The organism is Akkermansia sp. AE01SA01, from assembly GCF_036417395.1.
In the GTDB taxonomy this organism is placed as follows: Bacteria; Verrucomicrobiota; Verrucomicrobiia; order Verrucomicrobiales; family Akkermansiaceae; genus Akkermansia.
The window spans coordinates 2,706,837-2,724,434 of record NZ_CP143890.1 but is presented as its reverse complement, the minus strand read 5'-3'; the positions used below and the strand labels follow the sequence as shown (position 1 = coordinate 2,724,434).

Annotated in this window: 8 protein-coding genes; 2 read left to right on the top strand and 6 right to left on the bottom strand. The window is 58.5% G+C overall.

The annotated features are described in order from the left end of the window. Positions 1 to 19 precede the first annotated feature (19 nt). From V3C19_RS11060 to V3C19_RS11035, 6 genes are all read right to left on the bottom strand, one after another. Positions 20 to 4,447: an insulinase family protein gene (locus V3C19_RS11060; protein WP_295933652.1), complete on the bottom strand. Its 4,428-nt coding sequence runs from the start codon at positions 4,445 to 4,447 to the stop codon at positions 20 to 22. A gap of 107 nt (positions 4,448 to 4,554) precedes the next feature. Next, a complete protein-coding gene (lpxK, locus tag V3C19_RS11055; RefSeq protein ID WP_130083253.1) occupies positions 4,555 to 5,760 on the bottom strand; it encodes a tetraacyldisaccharide 4'-kinase in 1,206 nt (401 codons plus the stop codon). Positions 5,761 to 5,790: 30 nt separating this feature from the next. Beyond that, on the bottom strand, positions 5,791 to 6,540 hold the full coding sequence (locus V3C19_RS11050; protein WP_295933654.1) for a C4-type zinc ribbon domain-containing protein: 750 nt from the start codon (positions 6,538 to 6,540) through the stop codon (positions 5,791 to 5,793). A gap of 79 nt (positions 6,541 to 6,619) precedes the next feature. Next, complete coding sequence (locus tag V3C19_RS11045; RefSeq protein WP_149873766.1) at positions 6,620 to 6,985, bottom strand: hypothetical protein; 366 nt, start codon at positions 6,983 to 6,985, stop codon at positions 6,620 to 6,622. A 68-nt stretch (positions 6,986 to 7,053) separates the two neighbouring features. Continuing rightward, complete coding sequence (locus V3C19_RS11040; RefSeq protein WP_161981225.1) at positions 7,054 to 8,361, bottom strand: carbohydrate porin; 1,308 nt, start codon at positions 8,359 to 8,361, stop codon at positions 7,054 to 7,056. Between the two features lie 202 nt (positions 8,362 to 8,563). Then, entirely contained in the window at positions 8,564 to 9,622 is a 1,059-nt protein-coding gene (locus V3C19_RS11035; RefSeq protein ID WP_130083249.1) for a ribonuclease D, read from the bottom strand. A gap of 125 nt (positions 9,623 to 9,747) precedes the next feature. Between V3C19_RS11035 and V3C19_RS11030 the strand changes: the two genes are divergently transcribed. Both V3C19_RS11030 and V3C19_RS11025 read left to right on the top strand, forming a co-directional pair. Continuing rightward, entirely contained in the window at positions 9,748 to 10,077 is a 330-nt protein-coding gene (locus V3C19_RS11030; RefSeq protein WP_130083248.1) for a hypothetical protein, read from the top strand. Between the two features lie 927 nt (positions 10,078 to 11,004). Then, positions 11,005 to 17,538, top strand: coding sequence for an autotransporter-associated beta strand repeat-containing protein (locus V3C19_RS11025; RefSeq protein WP_330937095.1), 6,534 nt, complete (start codon positions 11,005 to 11,007; stop codon positions 17,536 to 17,538). Positions 17,539 to 17,598: the final 60 nt, after the last annotated feature.

Sequence of the window (17,598 nt, the reverse complement as noted above, 5' to 3'; positions counted from 1 at the left end):
GGCATGTCCGGAAATCCCGTCATTTCATTTCCACGACGGCTTTTTCCCCTTTTTTGAGTTCCAGTTCCCGGAGCAGAAGAAAGTCGTTGGTCAGCAGCCCCATTTTTTCCACGGGGGTGGCGGCGTCTTCCACCGTGACGGTGGCCGTCTTGGCGCTGATTCTGTTGGGGAACCAGACACCCAGCCTTCCTTTGGCGTCCTTGTTGGCTGTGACGGTGAATCCTCTGGCGGCGTCCTTCGGATCGTTCCAGGTGATGTGCCAGGGAGACTTGGAGTGGGATTCGTCCAGGCGCGCGACCCAGGCGGGGTCTCCGTAAAAGGCTACCGTATCCCGGTCATGAATCAGCCCCATCTGATCCTTGCCCATGCCGTATCCGGCGGCGGCCATGCCCTTGGAAAATTCGGGATCGTCCTTGATGCCGCTGATGTCCGGAGAATTGAAATGCACGTCCATGAGCTTGGGGAAACGGGTCATGGTTTCATCCAGGATGAACTGGTTGTTCAGATACCAGGCTTCCGCCAGGCTGGAATTGTCATGGTTGCTGAAAAGCATGCCCAGAGTTCCCCAGCCGCCCTTGCCGTACCACGAAGGAACGGTGTAGCCCACAAGCTGGTTGAAGCCGTAGCGGCTCAGGGCGGTGACGGCCATGGAGTTTTTCGTTTTCATTACGTCTCCCACCAGGCAGTTGCCCGCGGCCAGCCAGACGGCGGGGCCCTGGCCGGCTTTGATCACAGGTGCGTTGCTCCGTTTAATGAAGGCCATCAGGTCGTCTTCCTTTCCGTTGAACAGCACGCCGCGCAGGAAGGTGGTGAATTCCTTGAACTGTTTTTTATCCAGCACATGGAACTGGTTGTTTCCGGATACGATGATCCCCTTGCTGAAGGGCATTTCCAGATTGAACTGGGTGGCATGGGAGGCAGTGGCGAAGAACTGGGGGTCGTTTTTTTCCCAGTACTGCGTAAGCTTGGGCGTCACTCCCAGGGATCCCTGGTCTCCCTTTTCCTGCTCGCGCAGGCCGCGCGTGTAAAAGGACGGCGTCACTTTTTCCTTGTATCCGCGCTGTTCCATATACTGGAAAGGCTGCCAGTCCAGAATGCACATGCTTTCGCTGAACCGTCCGGAGTCAATGTTGGTGGTGCCCATGGCGCGGGTCATGACAAGGGGGGATTCCGCGGAGGCTATGCGCATGGCGTCTTCCGGCGCGTACCCCGTGACGATGCCCCAGATGCAGTCCCCGTAGGGGTCGCCATCCAGGCGGCGCGTGAGGCGGTGCAGGTCATTGACCACGGTTCTGTCTATCTCCTCCGGGCGCGCGACGACGGCCAGAAAGCGGGGAGCCATTTTTTTGAGAGTGTCCAGTTTGGCAAACATGGAATCCTTCACGGTGACGATGGCGCCGCCGTGCCTTTCCGCCAGCTTGTCTGCCACGGCTTTCCATTCCGGCATGGCCGCGGTTTCCTCCGAGATGATGATGGCGTAGTCATTCCTGGCGTTTGCCTCTTTTTTGGAGACGTTTGCGGCAGTGGCGTGAATGCAAAAAGCCGCCGTGGGGACGGCGGCCGGGGTCTTTTCGGATTTATCCGCCTGCTTTTCAGCAGGCGGAGCTTCCGCGGCGGGATGATCCGGCAGAATATTCAGGTTGAGGTGTTCCCCGTTGCCGAAGATGTCCCTGGCAAGCTTGTTCACTTCATCCACCGTGATGGCCTTGACGTCCGGAATGCTTTCCCTTTGCTGGGTAAGGCGGTCCGGTCTGGCCTGGGAATCCTTCAGCAGGCCCATCCAGTAGCCGTTGTCGCGCTGGGCGCGCTCCATGGAATTGAGGATGGGATTGCGCGCCCGGTCCAGTTCCTCCTGCGTTACGTTCCCCTTGCCGAGTTCGGTTGCGATTTTGGCAATGGCATTGCGGACCGCGTCCTTGTTGCGCATGACGCCGGAGCTGATGGTGAAGATGTAGCCGTCGTCCGGATAGGTTTCGCTGATGTTGATGCCGGTGAAGGGGGAATAGGTTTCTCCCATGTCTTCACGGATGCCCTTGAAGACGCGGTCATAAAAGACGGCCTTGAGCATGTTCAGCCTGCGGGCCAGCTTTTTGTCTTCTCCGCCGGGTGTTTTCCAGAAGAGGCAGACCAGCGTCTTGTCAATGGAAGAGTCGTACTCCAGATCCCTGGAGAAGTTGAAGTCCGCCATGGCCGGATGGCGCAGTTTTTCGTCCAGCGCCGCCGGAGCGTCCGCGCGTTTGGGGAGGGCGCCCACCGTGCGTTCCAGCATGGGGATGATGTCCTCCGGCTTGAAGTCGCCGGTGACGGTCACTTCCATGTAGTTGTTCTTCAGGGGGGCGTCCACCCAGTCCCGTACTTCCTTGATCTGGTAGGATTCCAGCTGTTTCTGCTCGGGGAAGGTGAAGCGGGGGTTGTTCTTGTACAGGATGGCCGGGACCTGCGTCTTCATGGCTCCCTGCGCTTCATGAGCCAGCTTGTTGTAAAGCATGGGGATGGCGCGGCGGAGCTGGACGACGCCGTCCTCGCGGTAGCCGGGGTACATCAGGTAGGCCGTTTGAAGCTGGAGCTGGGTTTCCAGATCCTTCCGGTTGGTATTGCCCGCCAGCACAAAGGAGCGGTCCGTCATGGAAAAGCCTACGCCGACTTTTTTGCCGGCCATGACGGCAGCCAGGTCGTCATTGGAGTGGTTGGTCAGGCCCCCGCCGTTCATCACGGCGCCCGTAAAGATTTCCAGTCCGGCGGCTTTCTCCGGTCTGCTCAGCCCTCCGCCGTCCACGGCAAAGGTGATGTTGATGGAATCCTTGTCGAATTCCGTGGGCTTCAGGTTGACGCGCACGCCGTTGGAAAGGGTGAGCTGCGTGACTCCCAGGTCCGCGGCTTCTTTTTTGGCCGTTACCTTGCCGGGTTCTCCGAACTTGTAGGAGAATGCCTTCTGTTCGTCCACCCTGTAGGGTTCCACCTTGGCGGCCTGGGCTTCCCTGTAGGTCTTCATGGCCTCGGAGGAGCCCTGGGCATTTTCCTTGTTCGACGTGACGATCACTCGGGGATGGGCGTTGCTCCAGGCTTTTTCCAGGGCGGCCCGGCATTGTTCCGGAGTCAGGGTTTCAATAACTTCCCTGGAGATGGACCAGTCTTCCTCAGGCGTCGTGAAGACCATGTCTTGCGCCGCGCTCTGGGCGATGGCGGAAGCCAGGGACTCGGATTTGGCGGTAGGCCAGGATTTGATGGCGTTTTCCGCGGCGGAAATGCTGTTGCTGCGGGCTTCCGCCAGTTCCTCCTTGTTGAAGCCGAATTCCACGGCGCGGCGCAGTTCCTGCTCCATGGTGGTCAGGACCGTCTTCCAGTTCTTGTAGTCCGCCCGGGCCTGGATTGCGTCCACCTCCGCTGTTTCCAGCAGTTCCATGCGGCCTGCATCCGCAGAAATAAAGGGGCACTCCGTGTTTTTCGCCATCTTTTCCAGGCGGCGGTTCAGCATGGCATACGCCATGTTCAGCGGAATGTCCTTGGTGCGGTTGGCGATGGTATCCGGCTTCTTCTCGTAGGGGCGGACGATGTTGATGCTGATTTCCGTGGAGGTGGCCTCCTTGTTGGTGATCCAGTGGCTGGTGGCCTCCGTCGCCGTTTTGAGGGTTCCCCGGTCGGCCTTGAAGGAATAGTCGTCCTTCTTCATGGAACCGAAGTATTTTTCCACCCATTCCTTTCCCTGTTCCGGGGTGATGTCCCCGGCGATGACGAGCTGCATCTGGCTGGGAACGTAATGAGTCTGGTAATAGTTCACAAATTTTTCCCGCGGGGCGTTCTGGATCACTTCCAGCGTGCCGATGGGATAGCGGTGAGGAATCTTGGTGCCGTCCAGCATGATGGAGAATACCTCTTTCATGACCCGGTAGCCGGCGGAGTCGCGCGCCTTGTATTCGCTCGTGATGATGCCGCGTTCCGCATTAATGGCGCTTTCCTCCAGCAGGGCGCCGTCCGCAAAGTCGCGCATGATGGTGAAGGCCAGGTTCACGGTGGATTCCTTCATGCTGGGAACGTCCATCGTGTACACGGTTTCGTCAAACGAGGTGTAGGCGTTGGCGTCACCGCCCAGCCCCAGGCCTTCCTTCTGCATGGCAGGGATCATTTCTCCGCGCTTGAAGTGCTTGCTGCCGTTGAACACCATGTGTTCCAGGAAGTGGGAAATGCCCTGGATGTCGTCCGTTTCGTTCAGGGAGCCGGTATTGACGCGCAGGCGTATGCTGAAACGCCCCTTGGGTTCCGCATTCGGGCGGATGAAATAGGTGAGCCCGTTGGGGAGCTGCCCCTTGATCAATTGCGGGTCCTGTTTGGGAATGCCGGCTGCCGCCTGGGCGGCGGCCGCTGTGCGCGCCTGGGATTCTGCGGCAGGGGAAGCCGCCGCCAGGACGCATGCCGCGGCCAGAATGGAAGTAATGGTGAATGCCTTCATGGAAGAATGTTGTTGTCATGTTTCACATGGTTTTCCGGTCAAGTCAAGCGGGCTTTCCTGCATGAAGGAGGTGAAATTTCCGGTCTGCCGGGGAAACGGAAGTCTTTTCAAAAGGATGAAGAGGGAGTCCATTCGTCCCGCGGCCGGGGTTCGGAAATGCCGCAGATGCGGTCCACGCAGCGGTTCCAGGCTTCCTGTCCCTGATAGATCTCTACTTCAATGCGGAGGAAGTAGATGGGGACTTCCGGGTCTTCCTCCGGCTTTTCCAGCCGCACGGCATCTTTTTCCGTGGTCACGATCATATCCATGGCACGGTCCGCGCACCGGTCGTAGAATTCTTCCAGTTCCGACTGTTCAAACCAGTGGTGGTCCGGAAATCTGCGGCAGATTTCCACATTGGCGCCCAGGGAGCGCAGGGAATCCTCAAAGCTTTCCGGCCGGGCGATGCCGCTGAGGCAGGCCACCCATTTCCCCTTGAGCACTTCCAGCGGCAGGCGTTCCCCGGTGAAGACGTTTTCCAGGTACTTGGGGCCGTGGTCGCTGACGATGATTTCCGCCACGGGGTTATAGCGCCGGATTTTGGCAATCAGCTCGTCCTGCGGCTTGCCGCCGCATTTGGTCAGCACGATGTAGCTGGCGCGCGCCAGGCTGCTTTTGGGCTCCCGCATGGTGCCGCGCGGCAGCATGGCCCCGGTGCCGAAGGGGGCGCCGCAGTCCACCAGCACGATGTCCAGTTCGTGGGCCAGCTTCAGGTACTGCATCCCGTCGTCCAGCAGGAGGGTGTCGCAGCCCAGATGTTCGATGGCGAAAATGCCGGACTTGATGCGGTTCTTGTCCACCAGCACCGCCACGCCGTCCAGATTCTTGGCCAGCATGAACGGTTCGTCCCCGGAATACAGGGGGCTGAGAAAGCGGGTGCGGCCGTCGCTGGCGATTTTAGGCAGGTTTTCCACCTGCCTTCCGTCCTTGTCCTTCCATTCCTGGGGGTCGTCCAGTTCCGCGCTCTTGTAGCCGCGGGTAAGAATGGCCACCTTGCGGCCGCGTTCCGTAAGCGTGCGCGCCAGCAGTTCCACCACGGGCGTTTTTCCCGTGCCGCCCACGGTAATGTTGCCTACGCTGACGACGAGCGTTCCCAGCCTGGCCTGCCTGGCAATACTGGAATGGAACAGGTACAGGCGCATCAGTACCACCAGCTTGAACAGCCAGGAGGCGCCTCTCAGCACCAGGCGCATCATCGTGGCGCGGAATCCCCTGGCGCGGCCGAAAATAACTTCCGTCCCCCACTCTTCAAACTCTTCCGATCTGGATTTCATGATATGCCGGCGGCGTGTGCGCGGAGTCCGTCAGTGAAGGATGCGGTGGCAGTTGTCGCAGTAAACGGTTTCATGGCCGCCGAGCACTTTCATGCGGGCATTGTCCGTAACGACCATGTGGCATCCGCCGCAGTGGCCTTTTTCATCCATGGGCACGATGACCGGGACGCCCTTGCTTTTGGTCATCCGCTCATATTCTCCCAGGGAATCTTCGGGAATGGCGGCGGCCAGGTCCGCGCGTTCGGCGGTCAGATTGTCCAGAAGCTGCTTGTCCGTTTCCGCGGTCCGGTCGAAGCGCGCCAGAATCTCTTCCATTTCCTTCTGGGAATCCTGCACCTTGAGGATTTTTTGAGCCAGGCTCTCTTTGGCCGTTTCCAGGCGCTCCATCAGTTCCAGTTCCGCGTTTTCCAGTTCGTCGATGGCCGCTTCCGTCTTTTCCACCTCCTGAATGCACTTCTGGTATTCCTCATTCCTGCGGGTATTGGACTGGAGAGTCTTCATCTTGCCGATGTAGGAACGCTTATTTTCAATCGTTCCTTCCACGTCCCGTATGTCCTTTTCAAGGCCGGCGACTTCCTTCTTGGCGTCCAGAGCCTTCTGCTTGATAGCCTCCATTTGCCGGAGAAGGCGCGTTCTTTGTTCCGGCAGGGCGGCCAGTTCCTTGCGGAGCCTGGCAATGCGCGCATCCTTTTCCTGCAGGATCAGCAGCTGGTCTAAGTCGGCATGATTCATCGCCTGCCAGCCTACCATGCGTGGCGGGAGCGGAAAAGATTTTTTCACGGATGCCGGGAGGCCGGGCATACATGCCTCCGGATTTGAACGTCTTCACCGTCCGGAAAGATGCGGATGGGCGCCGGGTTCATGGAAATCCCGGGTTTTCACCCGGTTCCTGCGGAACAACCAGAAAGCGGCCGTCCAGAAAGAGGCAGAAGACCTTCGGAAGAGGTCGGCAGGGGCCGTTTTCCGGAAAACAGAGGGGAATCCTGATGCACGGAACGCTGTGGGAAGGCGCCGCGCCCGGATACTGGCGGCTGAGTGCTTCCAGAAGAGCCCTTTGCTGTTCCGGCGTGCCCACCGTCCGGGGACGGGAGGCGGCCAGTTCCGCGAATTGCACGGCGATTTTATCCTCCTTCTGGCGGCGCTGCCATGAGGTAAGGAGACAGAAGGCGGGTATCAGCAGGACAACCGCCAGAAAGAGGATGAAGGAATGGCTGCGGGGAGGCATGAAAAAGGGGAGGCTGCTCTCCAGCATAGGGAGGAGCGTCTTCCGCTCAATGAAAAAAGTGGAAAAACTTAAAACGTCAGAATGGTCTGCATGCGGAAGACGCTGGCATTTCCGGTGTCGTCCCTGCCCGCCGGATTGGAAATCCACAGCAGGGAAGGCTGGATCAGGAACCAGGGAGTGACGGAGATGTTGTAATGGCACTCCATCACCACTTCCTTTCTGTTCCTGGGCCGGCCTTCCGCCACGCTTCCGTCGTCCGGGCGGGTGACCGCCAGCGCCATGCCGAACTGGTTGGCTTCCCCCTCCGAACAAATTCCCAGATGCTGGAGGGGCTGGCTGCATACGAAGCCGCCTGACCACTGGACGGCCGCGCCGCAGGCGTTGTCCCGCGTGGAGCCGCTCCAGCCCGCGCGGCAGAAAACTTTCCAGGGGCTGGACCCCAGTTGTTGTTCCGCGTTCACGGCTATTCCGGCCACGGTATGCAGATTTTTCCGTTCCCCGCCTTCCGGCAGTTCGTTGATACGCGCAACAAAGGGAGTCAGCTTGACGGCACCGGAATCATGTATCCATCCGAGTTCCGCCAACAGATTGAAGTTCTTGCCATCCGTATGTTTCAGGGGAGACGCGTTTTGGGGACAACTGGTGAAGCTGCCGCCCATCATGGCGTACCACTGGTCGTGGAACTGGTGCTGGATGATCAGTCCCAGGTTGGAGTCCGCCATCGGGATGGTCTGGTTGTTAACGAAGGGAGACGCGCAGAATTGCCCGAATGAGGAGTTGGCGTAACTGTTGGTATCAAAATAATTCGTCTGGTTCACCACTCCGGCCACCAGGGCGCTTTTTCCACGGTTGAAGGATTGGAGCAGCGCTATTTCCGGCAGAAAAAAGATTCTTTCCCCGAAAATATCCGTGTGGGTGTCTCCCGTCAGGCCGATGGCATCGTTCATGTTGCCGCCCCGCCAGGTGCGGCCATTCAGGGCGGCGGAGCCTGAAAGCTCCAGCTTCAGCCAGGTATCCTCCTGCCGCGGGGACTTGATGAGGCGGTAGTTGGCATGGGCGTGCAGCAGATACCAGAGCTGGGTGCCGGGCTTGCCGGGCGCCGGGTTGTGGATGGAATTGTAGGAAAAGGCGTTTTCCACCAGGAATTCGAGTCCCTCCTTGTAGGCGCGGGTATGCAGGCCGCCCAGGGTGCGGGTGAGGGCGTCGTCGGGGATGGGAGCGGTTTCGTCTCCGTAATCCGCTCCCAGCAGGTTGATATCCGCCAGAAACTGCCCCTGGGGTTCCGGTCCGGAAGATTGGAGCATGTCCGTGCCGGCCTGTCTTCCCTGGGCGGCAAGAGCGCCCAAAAGGCAGAGAATGATAAATGTTCTGTGCATGGCAGTGTGTAGAGTGTCATGTGAGGAAAGAGAGCGGCAGGGTGAACGGAGCCTGCACATCCTAAAGGGAATTCCCTCCGGCGGGAAAGAAACAAATCACCCCGTCTGAGTCATGGCACAGGGAGAGATTTTTCCCGTAAACAAGATGCTGCGTCCCTGGGCGGGGAAGGAAAAACGCGATGAAACGCGCGCGGATGCTCCGTCAGAAACCGAGGGCTTCCTTCTGCCAGTTCAGCAGGGTGGCCATGCCTTTTTCCTTGTCTTCGGCGATGGCTTCCAGAGAGGCGCGGGTAATCAGGAAAGAACCTTCGATGCCCAGTTCTTCCGCTTTTTCGTCCCTTATTTTGCAGAGACGGTCCAGATTGGCTTCAAATTGTTCGGAATGCTGGCGGCGCTGGATGTGGGGACGGCACGGATAGTCGTCTTCGTCCAGCAGGTAGAATTTCTGTACGGCATCCGTGAACCGGCTGCGCCTGTGGGTATGGAAGCGGGGAGAGGGGGAAACAGGCCTCTGTTCCTGCAGGGCCACGCTCCATTGGATCAGGTCCGCATTGGAACAGACCATGAAGGAGGGCCTGTCCCAGCTTTTGGCTTCGGAATCCCGCCAGGCCCACAATTCCCGGAGGGCGGCCAGCCCCTTCCTGTTCAGCTTGCCGCTGCCCTGGATGCGCCAGGGGTCCGGATGACCGGTCAGGTAGCGTTCCCGCGCACGTTCCATGGAATGGCGGCAAATCTCCTCAAACCAGCCCACGCGGCCTTTTTCCCGGAGGGCGGCCATCAGTTTGTCCGCCATGTCCAGCATGTAATTGACATCGTTCAGGGCGTAGGTGACCATTGTGGGGGAAAGGGGGCGCCGGGCCCAGTCCGCCTTCTGGGAGGACTTGCTCAGCGTGACGCCGTGGAAATGCTCCACCAGGGCGGCCAGCCCGAACTGGCGGAATCCCAGCAGGCGCGCCGCCGTCTGGGTGTCCCAGATCATGGCAGGCAGCGTTTCCCAGGCGCGCTGGAACAGGCACATGTCATAATCGGCGCCGTGCATCCATACTTCCGTGTCCCGCAGCCAGTTGTAAAACGGGCTCATGTCTTCAATGGCGAGGGGGTCGATCAGGCAGGAACCCGTTTCATCGGCATACTGGATCAGGCAGATTTTTTCCTGATAGCGGTGCAGGCTGTCGGCTTCCAGATCCAGGACAACCCGCCCTTTTGGCTGTGCGGCGGCGCGTTTGCGCCATTCCAGTAGTTCCTCTTTCTCGCTGATCATTTTGTTGTAACCGGGCGGAATTGAACCATGTATCCGGACTGGGGGCAACTGGAAATGCAAAAAAAGTGACGATGGGACAATGATGTGTTGCCTATTTCCCCAAAATAGGGCACGAAGAAAGGCGTATGGAAGAGGAAGCAGCAGGCGCCGAACGCAATCACGGGGAACAGCCCCTGGAAGAACTGATGAAACGCTGGAATTTGACCAACCATGATCTGGTCGCCATTTCCACGGAGCAGCTCACCCACAAGCAGGTCCAGAAGGCACGCCAGGGGCGGCAGCTTACGCTGAAAATGATGCAGAAGGTGTGCCGCGCCCTGAACGTGGCCATCTGGGAAAAGCTTACTCCGGTGCAAAAGGAGCACTACTTCGAATACATGCACAAGCACGTATTCAGCTATGCCAAGGGGTATGATCCGGCCTGGAAGGACCCGAATCTGAACATGATGGCCTGAGACTCCGTTTCCGCCGTGCAAGTCCGGGAATTTCGGTATTTTGGACGTTCATGCCTCCCGGTCCGGCGGTTTTTCCCGCCTGTTGCTTTTTAATTTGATTCCAGGGAATTGTGGAGAGGAGGGTTCCATCTCCTCTATTCCTTGATATAATCCTTTTTTGGGAAAAAACCGGAGGGAAAGCTTTTTTCATCAGCTTTCATCTTTCCGGGAAGTTTTTGCCGCCAATGGGAACGGTTGATGAATAATAATGAGTGCTTTGTCTTTTGCCGCGGATTTGCAGTCCGGGGTCAACCTGTAATTTTGAGGAAAAAGCGTTTGAGCCAAATTTACGCCCGTTTATCCAGATATTTTTTCTTCCGGGAACAGTAGTTTTCCGGTTTTCGCGGATCAATGATGTCCGCAGCAACGCGGGGAGGAATCTTCCTCCCTTTTCCGCCGTTCGGAATTTTATTAGAACGGTAGATGCTTGTGGCCAGCGGATTGAAACGGGCAGAGGATGGAACCGGATGTGCTCGTTTTCCGGATCATGGGTACTGAATCAGGCCGGAGGAAAGCCGGATTGTTTCCACCGCCAGGGATTTCCGGATTGCAAATCCGGTATTTATTGCCCCGCCGATGACGGCTCCATTGAAAAATGAAAAAGTTTCCGTGACGCGTCCGGATTCCGAGGCATCTCATTTCCTGTTTGAGGCGGGCATCGCCGTTCTTATTGACAGCCTTGAAATCCGGGTGTATATGGCGCGCACTTTTGTCTGAGCCTTGCATAAAGATAAACCAACAACCATGAAAAGCATTCTCTTTCTTATCTGTTGCGCTGGAGTTTTATCACTATTTCTTGATAAATCCTTTGCAGAAGGCTTTCCGGCTCTCTCCGGAAACACTCCCGCGGTTCAGCGTGATGCAGCCGTGCTGTTGAATGGAGATTATATGCTGGCTGTTAGCGATTATGAGGAATTGAAGGAAAAGGGAGGGCTGCTGGTACAGTACCCGGCCCGGCAGAAAAAATTATGGAAGGGCGTTACTTTTTACTTTGAAAACAGGACAGGAAGAAAAGTGGACGCCGTGGTGGAACCTGCGGCCGGCCATTCCGGAACCGGGGAAGAGGTGGGCCTGGTGAGGATTTCCCCTCCTTTTCCCCTGAAGCCGGGAGAGGAATGGCATCTCAGGCGGAAGCTGCGTTCCGACGAGCTTTTCAAAGGGAAAGTGGCGGTTTCCCACATTGGGCAGGAGTACACGTTCCAGGGCGACGAGGACGCCGCCGTCAAGCTGGTTCACGGGGTGCTGGCAAATGCCCTGGTTTCAGGCAGCAGCCGTCCGATGATGCATGATCCTTCCCAAGGAGGCAATATGCACCTGCCTTCTCCGCCTCCCCATCATTCGGACACGGGGAAAGACGGCTCCAAGCCGTCATCCGGAAAGGACGAGGAACAGGATAAGGAGGAACAGGGGAGTAAAGGCGAGCTGGAACAGGAGCCCCTCCGGCAGGAAGTCCCGGCCTGTTCGACGGCGGGAACCTGGAGGAATGCCGCGGAACCTTTGGTCGCCGGGGCGGACATTGTTGTGCCGTCAGGTGGGGCGGCCCGTCCGGAAGAGGGTTACGATGGCGCCGTAACGATGGAGGGTTCCGGAGACATTTTCCTGGAAAGTTCCAACGTGAGCGACGCTGGAAACAAGGATAAATATTACTGGATGGACATCAATCTGGCAGGTGGAGCGGATTCCAGGGTTTACCTGGGATTTTCCAATTCCACGGCCCGTACGGCCTTCCTGCAGGGCAGGATTGCGGGAACCGGAACCCTGGTGCTGGAAAACACCAGCCGCGCCCGCGTTTCCATCTTTGACCTGACCGGGGCGGATATGAGCGGTTTCAGCGGAACGCTGGAAACGGCGGCTCCCCGTTCCAAAATGGACGGCAACGGCAATTACAACACTCCCGTCCAGGTCCAGGCAGCGGGCGACATGCACTCCACCGTGGTGGACCTCTCCCTGATCCGCCAGGGAGGAACGAATCCGGGCGGCCTGGACAACTGGCTGACGTCCGGAGTCGGCACGGCCGCCTATGTGGTGCTGAAGCTGGAAGGGGATTTGAGCACCGCCGGACTTGAGGGGGACACGGCAGGCGGCTCCTCCCGCGTCACGGTCGGAAATGGAAAGACCGCTACCCTGACGGTCGATAATGCGGAAGACCATGAATTCAAGGGAATCATCGGAGGAGCAGGGGCGGACGGAGCCTACCATGCGGGCACTGCGGACAGGGACAGCTACACCACCGGAAAGGTTATTGAAGCGGACGGAACGGGAATCATCAACCTGGTCAAGAAGGGAACCGGCACCCAGACTCTTTATGCGGCCCATCTGGGCAGCCTGGATATTCAGAATGGAACGCTCCGCATAGGGGAAGGCGGCGGCATCACGCTGAAAGACGGTTTTTCCATGTCTTCCGGCGCACGGCTGGACATCGCCTCTGGCGCTTCCCTGACCCTGAACGGAAGCGCCCGTGCGTCCGAACTGGCCCTGATGTCCATTCAATCTTCCGGAACAATCACATTCGGCCGTGAGCTGGTCATGGATATGGAGGGAACGCTGCAGTTGGACTCCTCCGTCCAATTTTCCCATGGAAGCATGCTGACGGTAAATTCCCCCGGCCCGGACGCGGAATCCGGAATCTCCCGGAAGCTTGTTTCCCTGACGGACGGGCATGCGCTGTCCCTTTCCGAAGGGGTGCAAAAGGAAATAATCCGGTATGCCGAGGGGAAGGATGCGGACGGCAACTGGATTTACAGGGATATTGACGTATACGGGGGCATTACGCTGAATGTTCGGGGCAGCGACAAATGGCAGATGCTGCTGACCGGGCTGGATTCCTCCTCACTGACAGGAACCTTTTTCGATACGGACAAATTCACCTATTACGTCTGGCAGGGGAATGCCTCCGGCTCCGCGGAAGGAAATGTATGGGCAGACGGTTCTTCCGGCAGCAGCCCGTGGGAGGGCGGCCTGACCTTCCGGAATGGAGACCGGGAAGTCTGCTTCGGCATGAAGGATTTGTCCGGAAAGGACATCAACAGCTTTGACGTTTGCATTGAGGGCACGGTGGGTATTTCCAGCATGACGGTCACGGTGGACAAGACGGCGAATAACGGTCTGGGCTACAGGTTCCATGCAGTGGCGGAAGGCGGCGGCTGCATTGCGGATGGGGAGGCGGATGCTCCGGGCTATCTGCGCAAGGAGGGGCAGGGAATGCTGACGCTGGCTACCTGCAATACGTTCTCCGGAGGCACGGAGATTCTGGAGGGCAGCATCCTTGCGGCACGCGAAGGAGCGCTTGGCTCCGGCAGCATCCGCATGGCGGACGGGACGCAGCTCTACATCAACTATCCGTTCGCGAACGAACTGGACAGCTCCTACCGCAATCCAACGATTTCCAACGACATTCAGATAGGCTTCTCCTCCAAGGACTCGGCCCGGGTTATCATTGGCTATTCGCCGATGTCCCTGGCAGAACGGGATGAAAACTCGGAAAACAACTCCGGCTACCAGTGGGACTACCTGACCTCCCGCCACTGGCGCACCCTGAGTCTGACAGGAAGGCTCAGCGGGTATGGTGAACTGACGCTGATGGGCTATACCTCCACTACGTCCAACGGGGCGGACAAATGGGCGAGCATGTTCCGCATAAGCGACGAAAACCTGCCGGAAGGGGAAAAATCCGATTTCAGTGGCACGGTGAAACTGGACAACTACATCCTGTATTCCTCTGCCAAATCCTCCGCCAATGCCAACGCCAACAACGACCGCCTTGACGTCCGCAAGCCGGGAGCGGTTCAGCTTTCCATAGAAGACGACGCTCTGAGGAACGCCAGGGTAGACCTGACGCGCGGGCATGCGGTGAATGCCTCCGACAACGGAACCGCCTTTGAAGGCAAGGAGCGCATGGACCTGTACCACATTCTCCTGGTCCGGTCAGATTCCATTCTGGCGGGATTGCAGGGAGACCTGATCGGCAAGACGCAGGACACGGAATACTACGGCGGCGCCTATTCCATCGCTGGAGAAGTGGACACCCTGCGCGTTCTGACCAATTCCACCAGTACGCTGACACTTGATGTGAGGGAGGCGGATGAACTGTATTTTGCCGGCGTTTTCGGAACGGCTTCCGCATACGGTTCCACTTCTTCAGGGAAGATCACTGCGGCCGGCAAGGAGACGCTGTCTCTGGTCAAGGCGGGGAAAGGGTCGCAATATATCCACACGGCCACCGTCCGCCATCTGACCCTCCAGGAGGGAACGCTCGGATTCAACAATCTCAGGGTAAATGCGAGTGCCGTCCTGTATGGAGGAACTACGCTGAAACTGGGCGTGACGGAAGGCGTGGCTTCCGGGGGCGTTGTGCAGGACTGGGGCGCAGGGATGGGGAACATGACGATCAATTCCGGGTATGCTCTTCACATCGTCACTTCCGCTTCCAGGGAAGTGGCCGCTGGGGACGGCGTAATTCAAGTGCCGGAAACCGCCGTGGTGAACGGTTCCGTTTCGATTTCCGACTCGGCCTACCTGTATTTTGACTGTGACATTCTTCCGGTGGAACAGGCGGAATATCCGCTTCTGTCCATTACGGGTGTGGAGGGGATAGCGGATTCCGGCCGCCTGAATCTGGACGGAGATGTGCTGGTGCGCTTTTCCGGATATAACTTCAGCGGCACGAGCACGATTGACAAGGAGTACTACCTGGTAACCACGGAAAACGGCATTTTTGTCAACGGCAGTCTGGGAGGATTCCAGACGCGTACGATTTCCGTGGGCGGCGGCTATTTCGGCATTATCAAGATTACAGAGGATTCCCTGAATCTGGTCATGACCGTCACCAATACTCCCACCCGCACCTGGTACAATGGGGAAAGCGGGGAAAATGACGAGGCCGTGGCGGCTACGGACAATGTCTGGTTTGCCAATACGGAGGCGGATGGCCAGGGAACAGACCGGAACCACTGGCTGGAAGGGCTCGGCAAAAATCTGGGTGTGAACGGTTTCTACAGGGATTCCTATCACGTCGTCTTCGGCAGGGAGGGCGACGGAAAGACGGGGGCGGTGGAAATGGACGGAGGAAGGGAATATAACGTTGTGCAGATCAGAGGGACGGTCCGGCCCGCATCCATCCGGGTTAAGGACGACGTTAATTACATTTTCCGCGCCCATGTCGGCGGAGGCATGATTGCCGACGGCCCGCTGCCGGACGATTACGGAAGCGGCGACTGGAAAACCATTCTGACCAAGGATGGAAAAGGCACCCTCATTATAGAGACGGCGAACACCTATTCCGGTGGAACGGAAGTCAATGGCGGCAGGATCGTCATGCGTGACTCCTCCGCCCTGGGAACGGGGGAAATACGGATGTTTGACGGAACTTCCCTGGCTCTGGATTATGCCAGTTCCGGATTTGTCCAGCAGGTGGCGTCCCTGAACAACCTGCTGACGGTTGCAGATGATTCCCGCGTAACGGTGACTCATACGGACAGGGTGATCGGCGCCGTGATTTCCCGGGTTCAGGGCGGCGCTGCCGCCAACCTGTTTTTGCAGGATTCCACCGACCATGCCAATAGCGTTTTCCGGCTGGACGACGGCTCCGGCTTTTCCGGAACCGTCAGCATGGGAGCGGCTGCCGGGGCCAGCGGAGTGGTGCAGGCCTCCCTGGCGCAAAACAAGTGGAACCATGCCTCCTTTGACCTGAGCTTGAACGGAGCGAAAACGACGGTGCTTCACCTCTATCCCATGGATGAGGGCCATGAATGGAGCCTGGCCGGAGTAGCGGGGATGGATGAGGAATCCGCCATTACGGCGGAGAAAAGCGCCGGGAAGGATTCCTCCGTTACGCTGCATTTGTCCACCCAGAGGCAGGACCGCGTTTACAATGGCGACATGGGATTCGGGCGGTATGTGGATATGTACGACAACGGCCTGATGAACGATTCCGGCTATATCAGCCTGATCAAGACGGGAACGTTCTCCCAGACTGTCGGGAACGCCCGCCTGGCAGGCCTGGACATTCAGGAGGGGATCATCAAGGTGGCGAAAACGCTTTTCCTGGAGGGGAAATTGAATGTTTCTGAAAACGGCAATCTGGTCGTAGGGGGCGGAAGTTCCAAAAACGTGTATGATTATGACTTGCAGGTGAATGACGGAGGCGTGCTGCGGCTGGGCAGCGGGTTCGGCTCCCTGTCCGGAACGGCTTATAAGGAAAACGGCGTTGCCAAGGTCGGCAACATGATTCTTCTGAATGGCGGGGGCATATTGGGCATGCTGGATGCCGACTGGAACACCACTTATGAAATGGTGGTGGACGCCGGGAGCGCGGACTTCGTACTGGACACGACTGGATATGATCCGGACACCATGACCGCGTCCGGGGACAGCCATGTGATGACCTTCAACGGGGAAATCAAGCCCGGCAAAACCTCCGGGACCATCTGCATCAGGAACGACAACGCCGGCCGGAATGGCCGCGTGGTGCTGGGAGGCGCCAATACCTGGGACGGCACTTTCCGTGTGACGGACCATGCCGCCCTGGAACTGGCCCATGCGGAAGCCCTCAACACGAAGGCCGGAGTTGTTCTGCAAGGGGCGGACTCCCGGCTGGACGTCAAGGCCGGGGTTGTTTCCTACATCAGTTCCGTGGAGCTGAAGGGGATCGGAGCCTCTGTCAATACGCTGAACTCTTCTTCCCCGGCGGATGCCTCCGTGACGGTGACGGCGCGGACCGGGGCGGGTTCCTCCTCCGTGGCCGGGGCTTCGTTCGGGTCTTCCGGCGGGTACGGCATTGTCCGGGGCGGAAGTTCCGCTGACCGCGCCCTGTTCCATGGCGTGAAGGTGGAGGTCAGGACCGGGGCCGCCCTCTCCCATACGGAGTTTTCCGGGTCTCTGCTGGATGTCGCCGCGGGGCAGCAGGCCGTCATCGCCGACATGCTGATTCATGCTGCGGATTCCGGCATCAGGATGGGGGAACTTTCCTCCCTCACCGTTTCTTCCGCGGCCTCTTCCGCTCCCGGACTGAACATCAGCTATGCCGACGGCAATTTCTCCATGACGAATGCCTCCACCTGGACGACCAATGCGCTGATCACCGGAACGGGACAGGCATCCCTGGACTTTTCCGGAGGGGTGAATCTGCTGCTTACGGAATGCAGCGGCGGCCTGATGGACCAGTTGATGGCCTCCCGGGTGAGCACTATCAACTTTGTCCTGTGTGACAGGGACCTTCCGGGCAGCGCTTCCAACGCCGATTTTTCCACGGTCTGTGTGCTGTACGATACCGCCCTGAAAAATGCCGGTTTCGTGCTGGACAATGAAGGCACCTGGATGAATGACGGCGTGGTTACGCTGGTGCGTCCTGTTCCCGAACCTGCCTCCGCCGCACTGGGCCTCCTGGGGCTGGGGGTGCTTTTGCTGCGCCGCCGCAGGCATTGAGTGGTCACCGGGCTTCCGTGCTCCCTGTCCCTCTCTGGATTCAGGGCCGGGAGAGCGGCG

Coding starts and splice junctions, on each gene's coding strand:
- V3C19_RS11040 (WP_161981225.1), bottom strand. CDS start 8,361: ATGCACAGAACATTTATCATTCTCTGCCTTTTGGGCGCTCTTGCCGCC.
- V3C19_RS11045 (WP_149873766.1), bottom strand. CDS start 6,985: ATGCCTCCCCGCAGCCATTCCTTCATCCTCTTTCTGGCGGTTGTCCTG.
- lpxK (WP_130083253.1), bottom strand. CDS start 5,760: ATGAAATCCAGATCGGAAGAGTTTGAAGAGTGGGGGACGGAAGTTATT.
- V3C19_RS11060 (WP_295933652.1), bottom strand. CDS start 4,447: ATGAAGGCATTCACCATTACTTCCATTCTGGCCGCGGCATGCGTCCTG.
- V3C19_RS11025 (WP_330937095.1), top strand. CDS start 11,005: ATGCTGGCTGTTAGCGATTATGAGGAATTGAAGGAAAAGGGAGGGCTG.
- V3C19_RS11035 (WP_130083249.1), bottom strand. CDS start 9,622: ATGATCAGCGAGAAAGAGGAACTACTGGAATGGCGCAAACGCGCCGCC.
- V3C19_RS11030 (WP_130083248.1), top strand. CDS start 9,748: ATGGAAGAGGAAGCAGCAGGCGCCGAACGCAATCACGGGGAACAGCCC.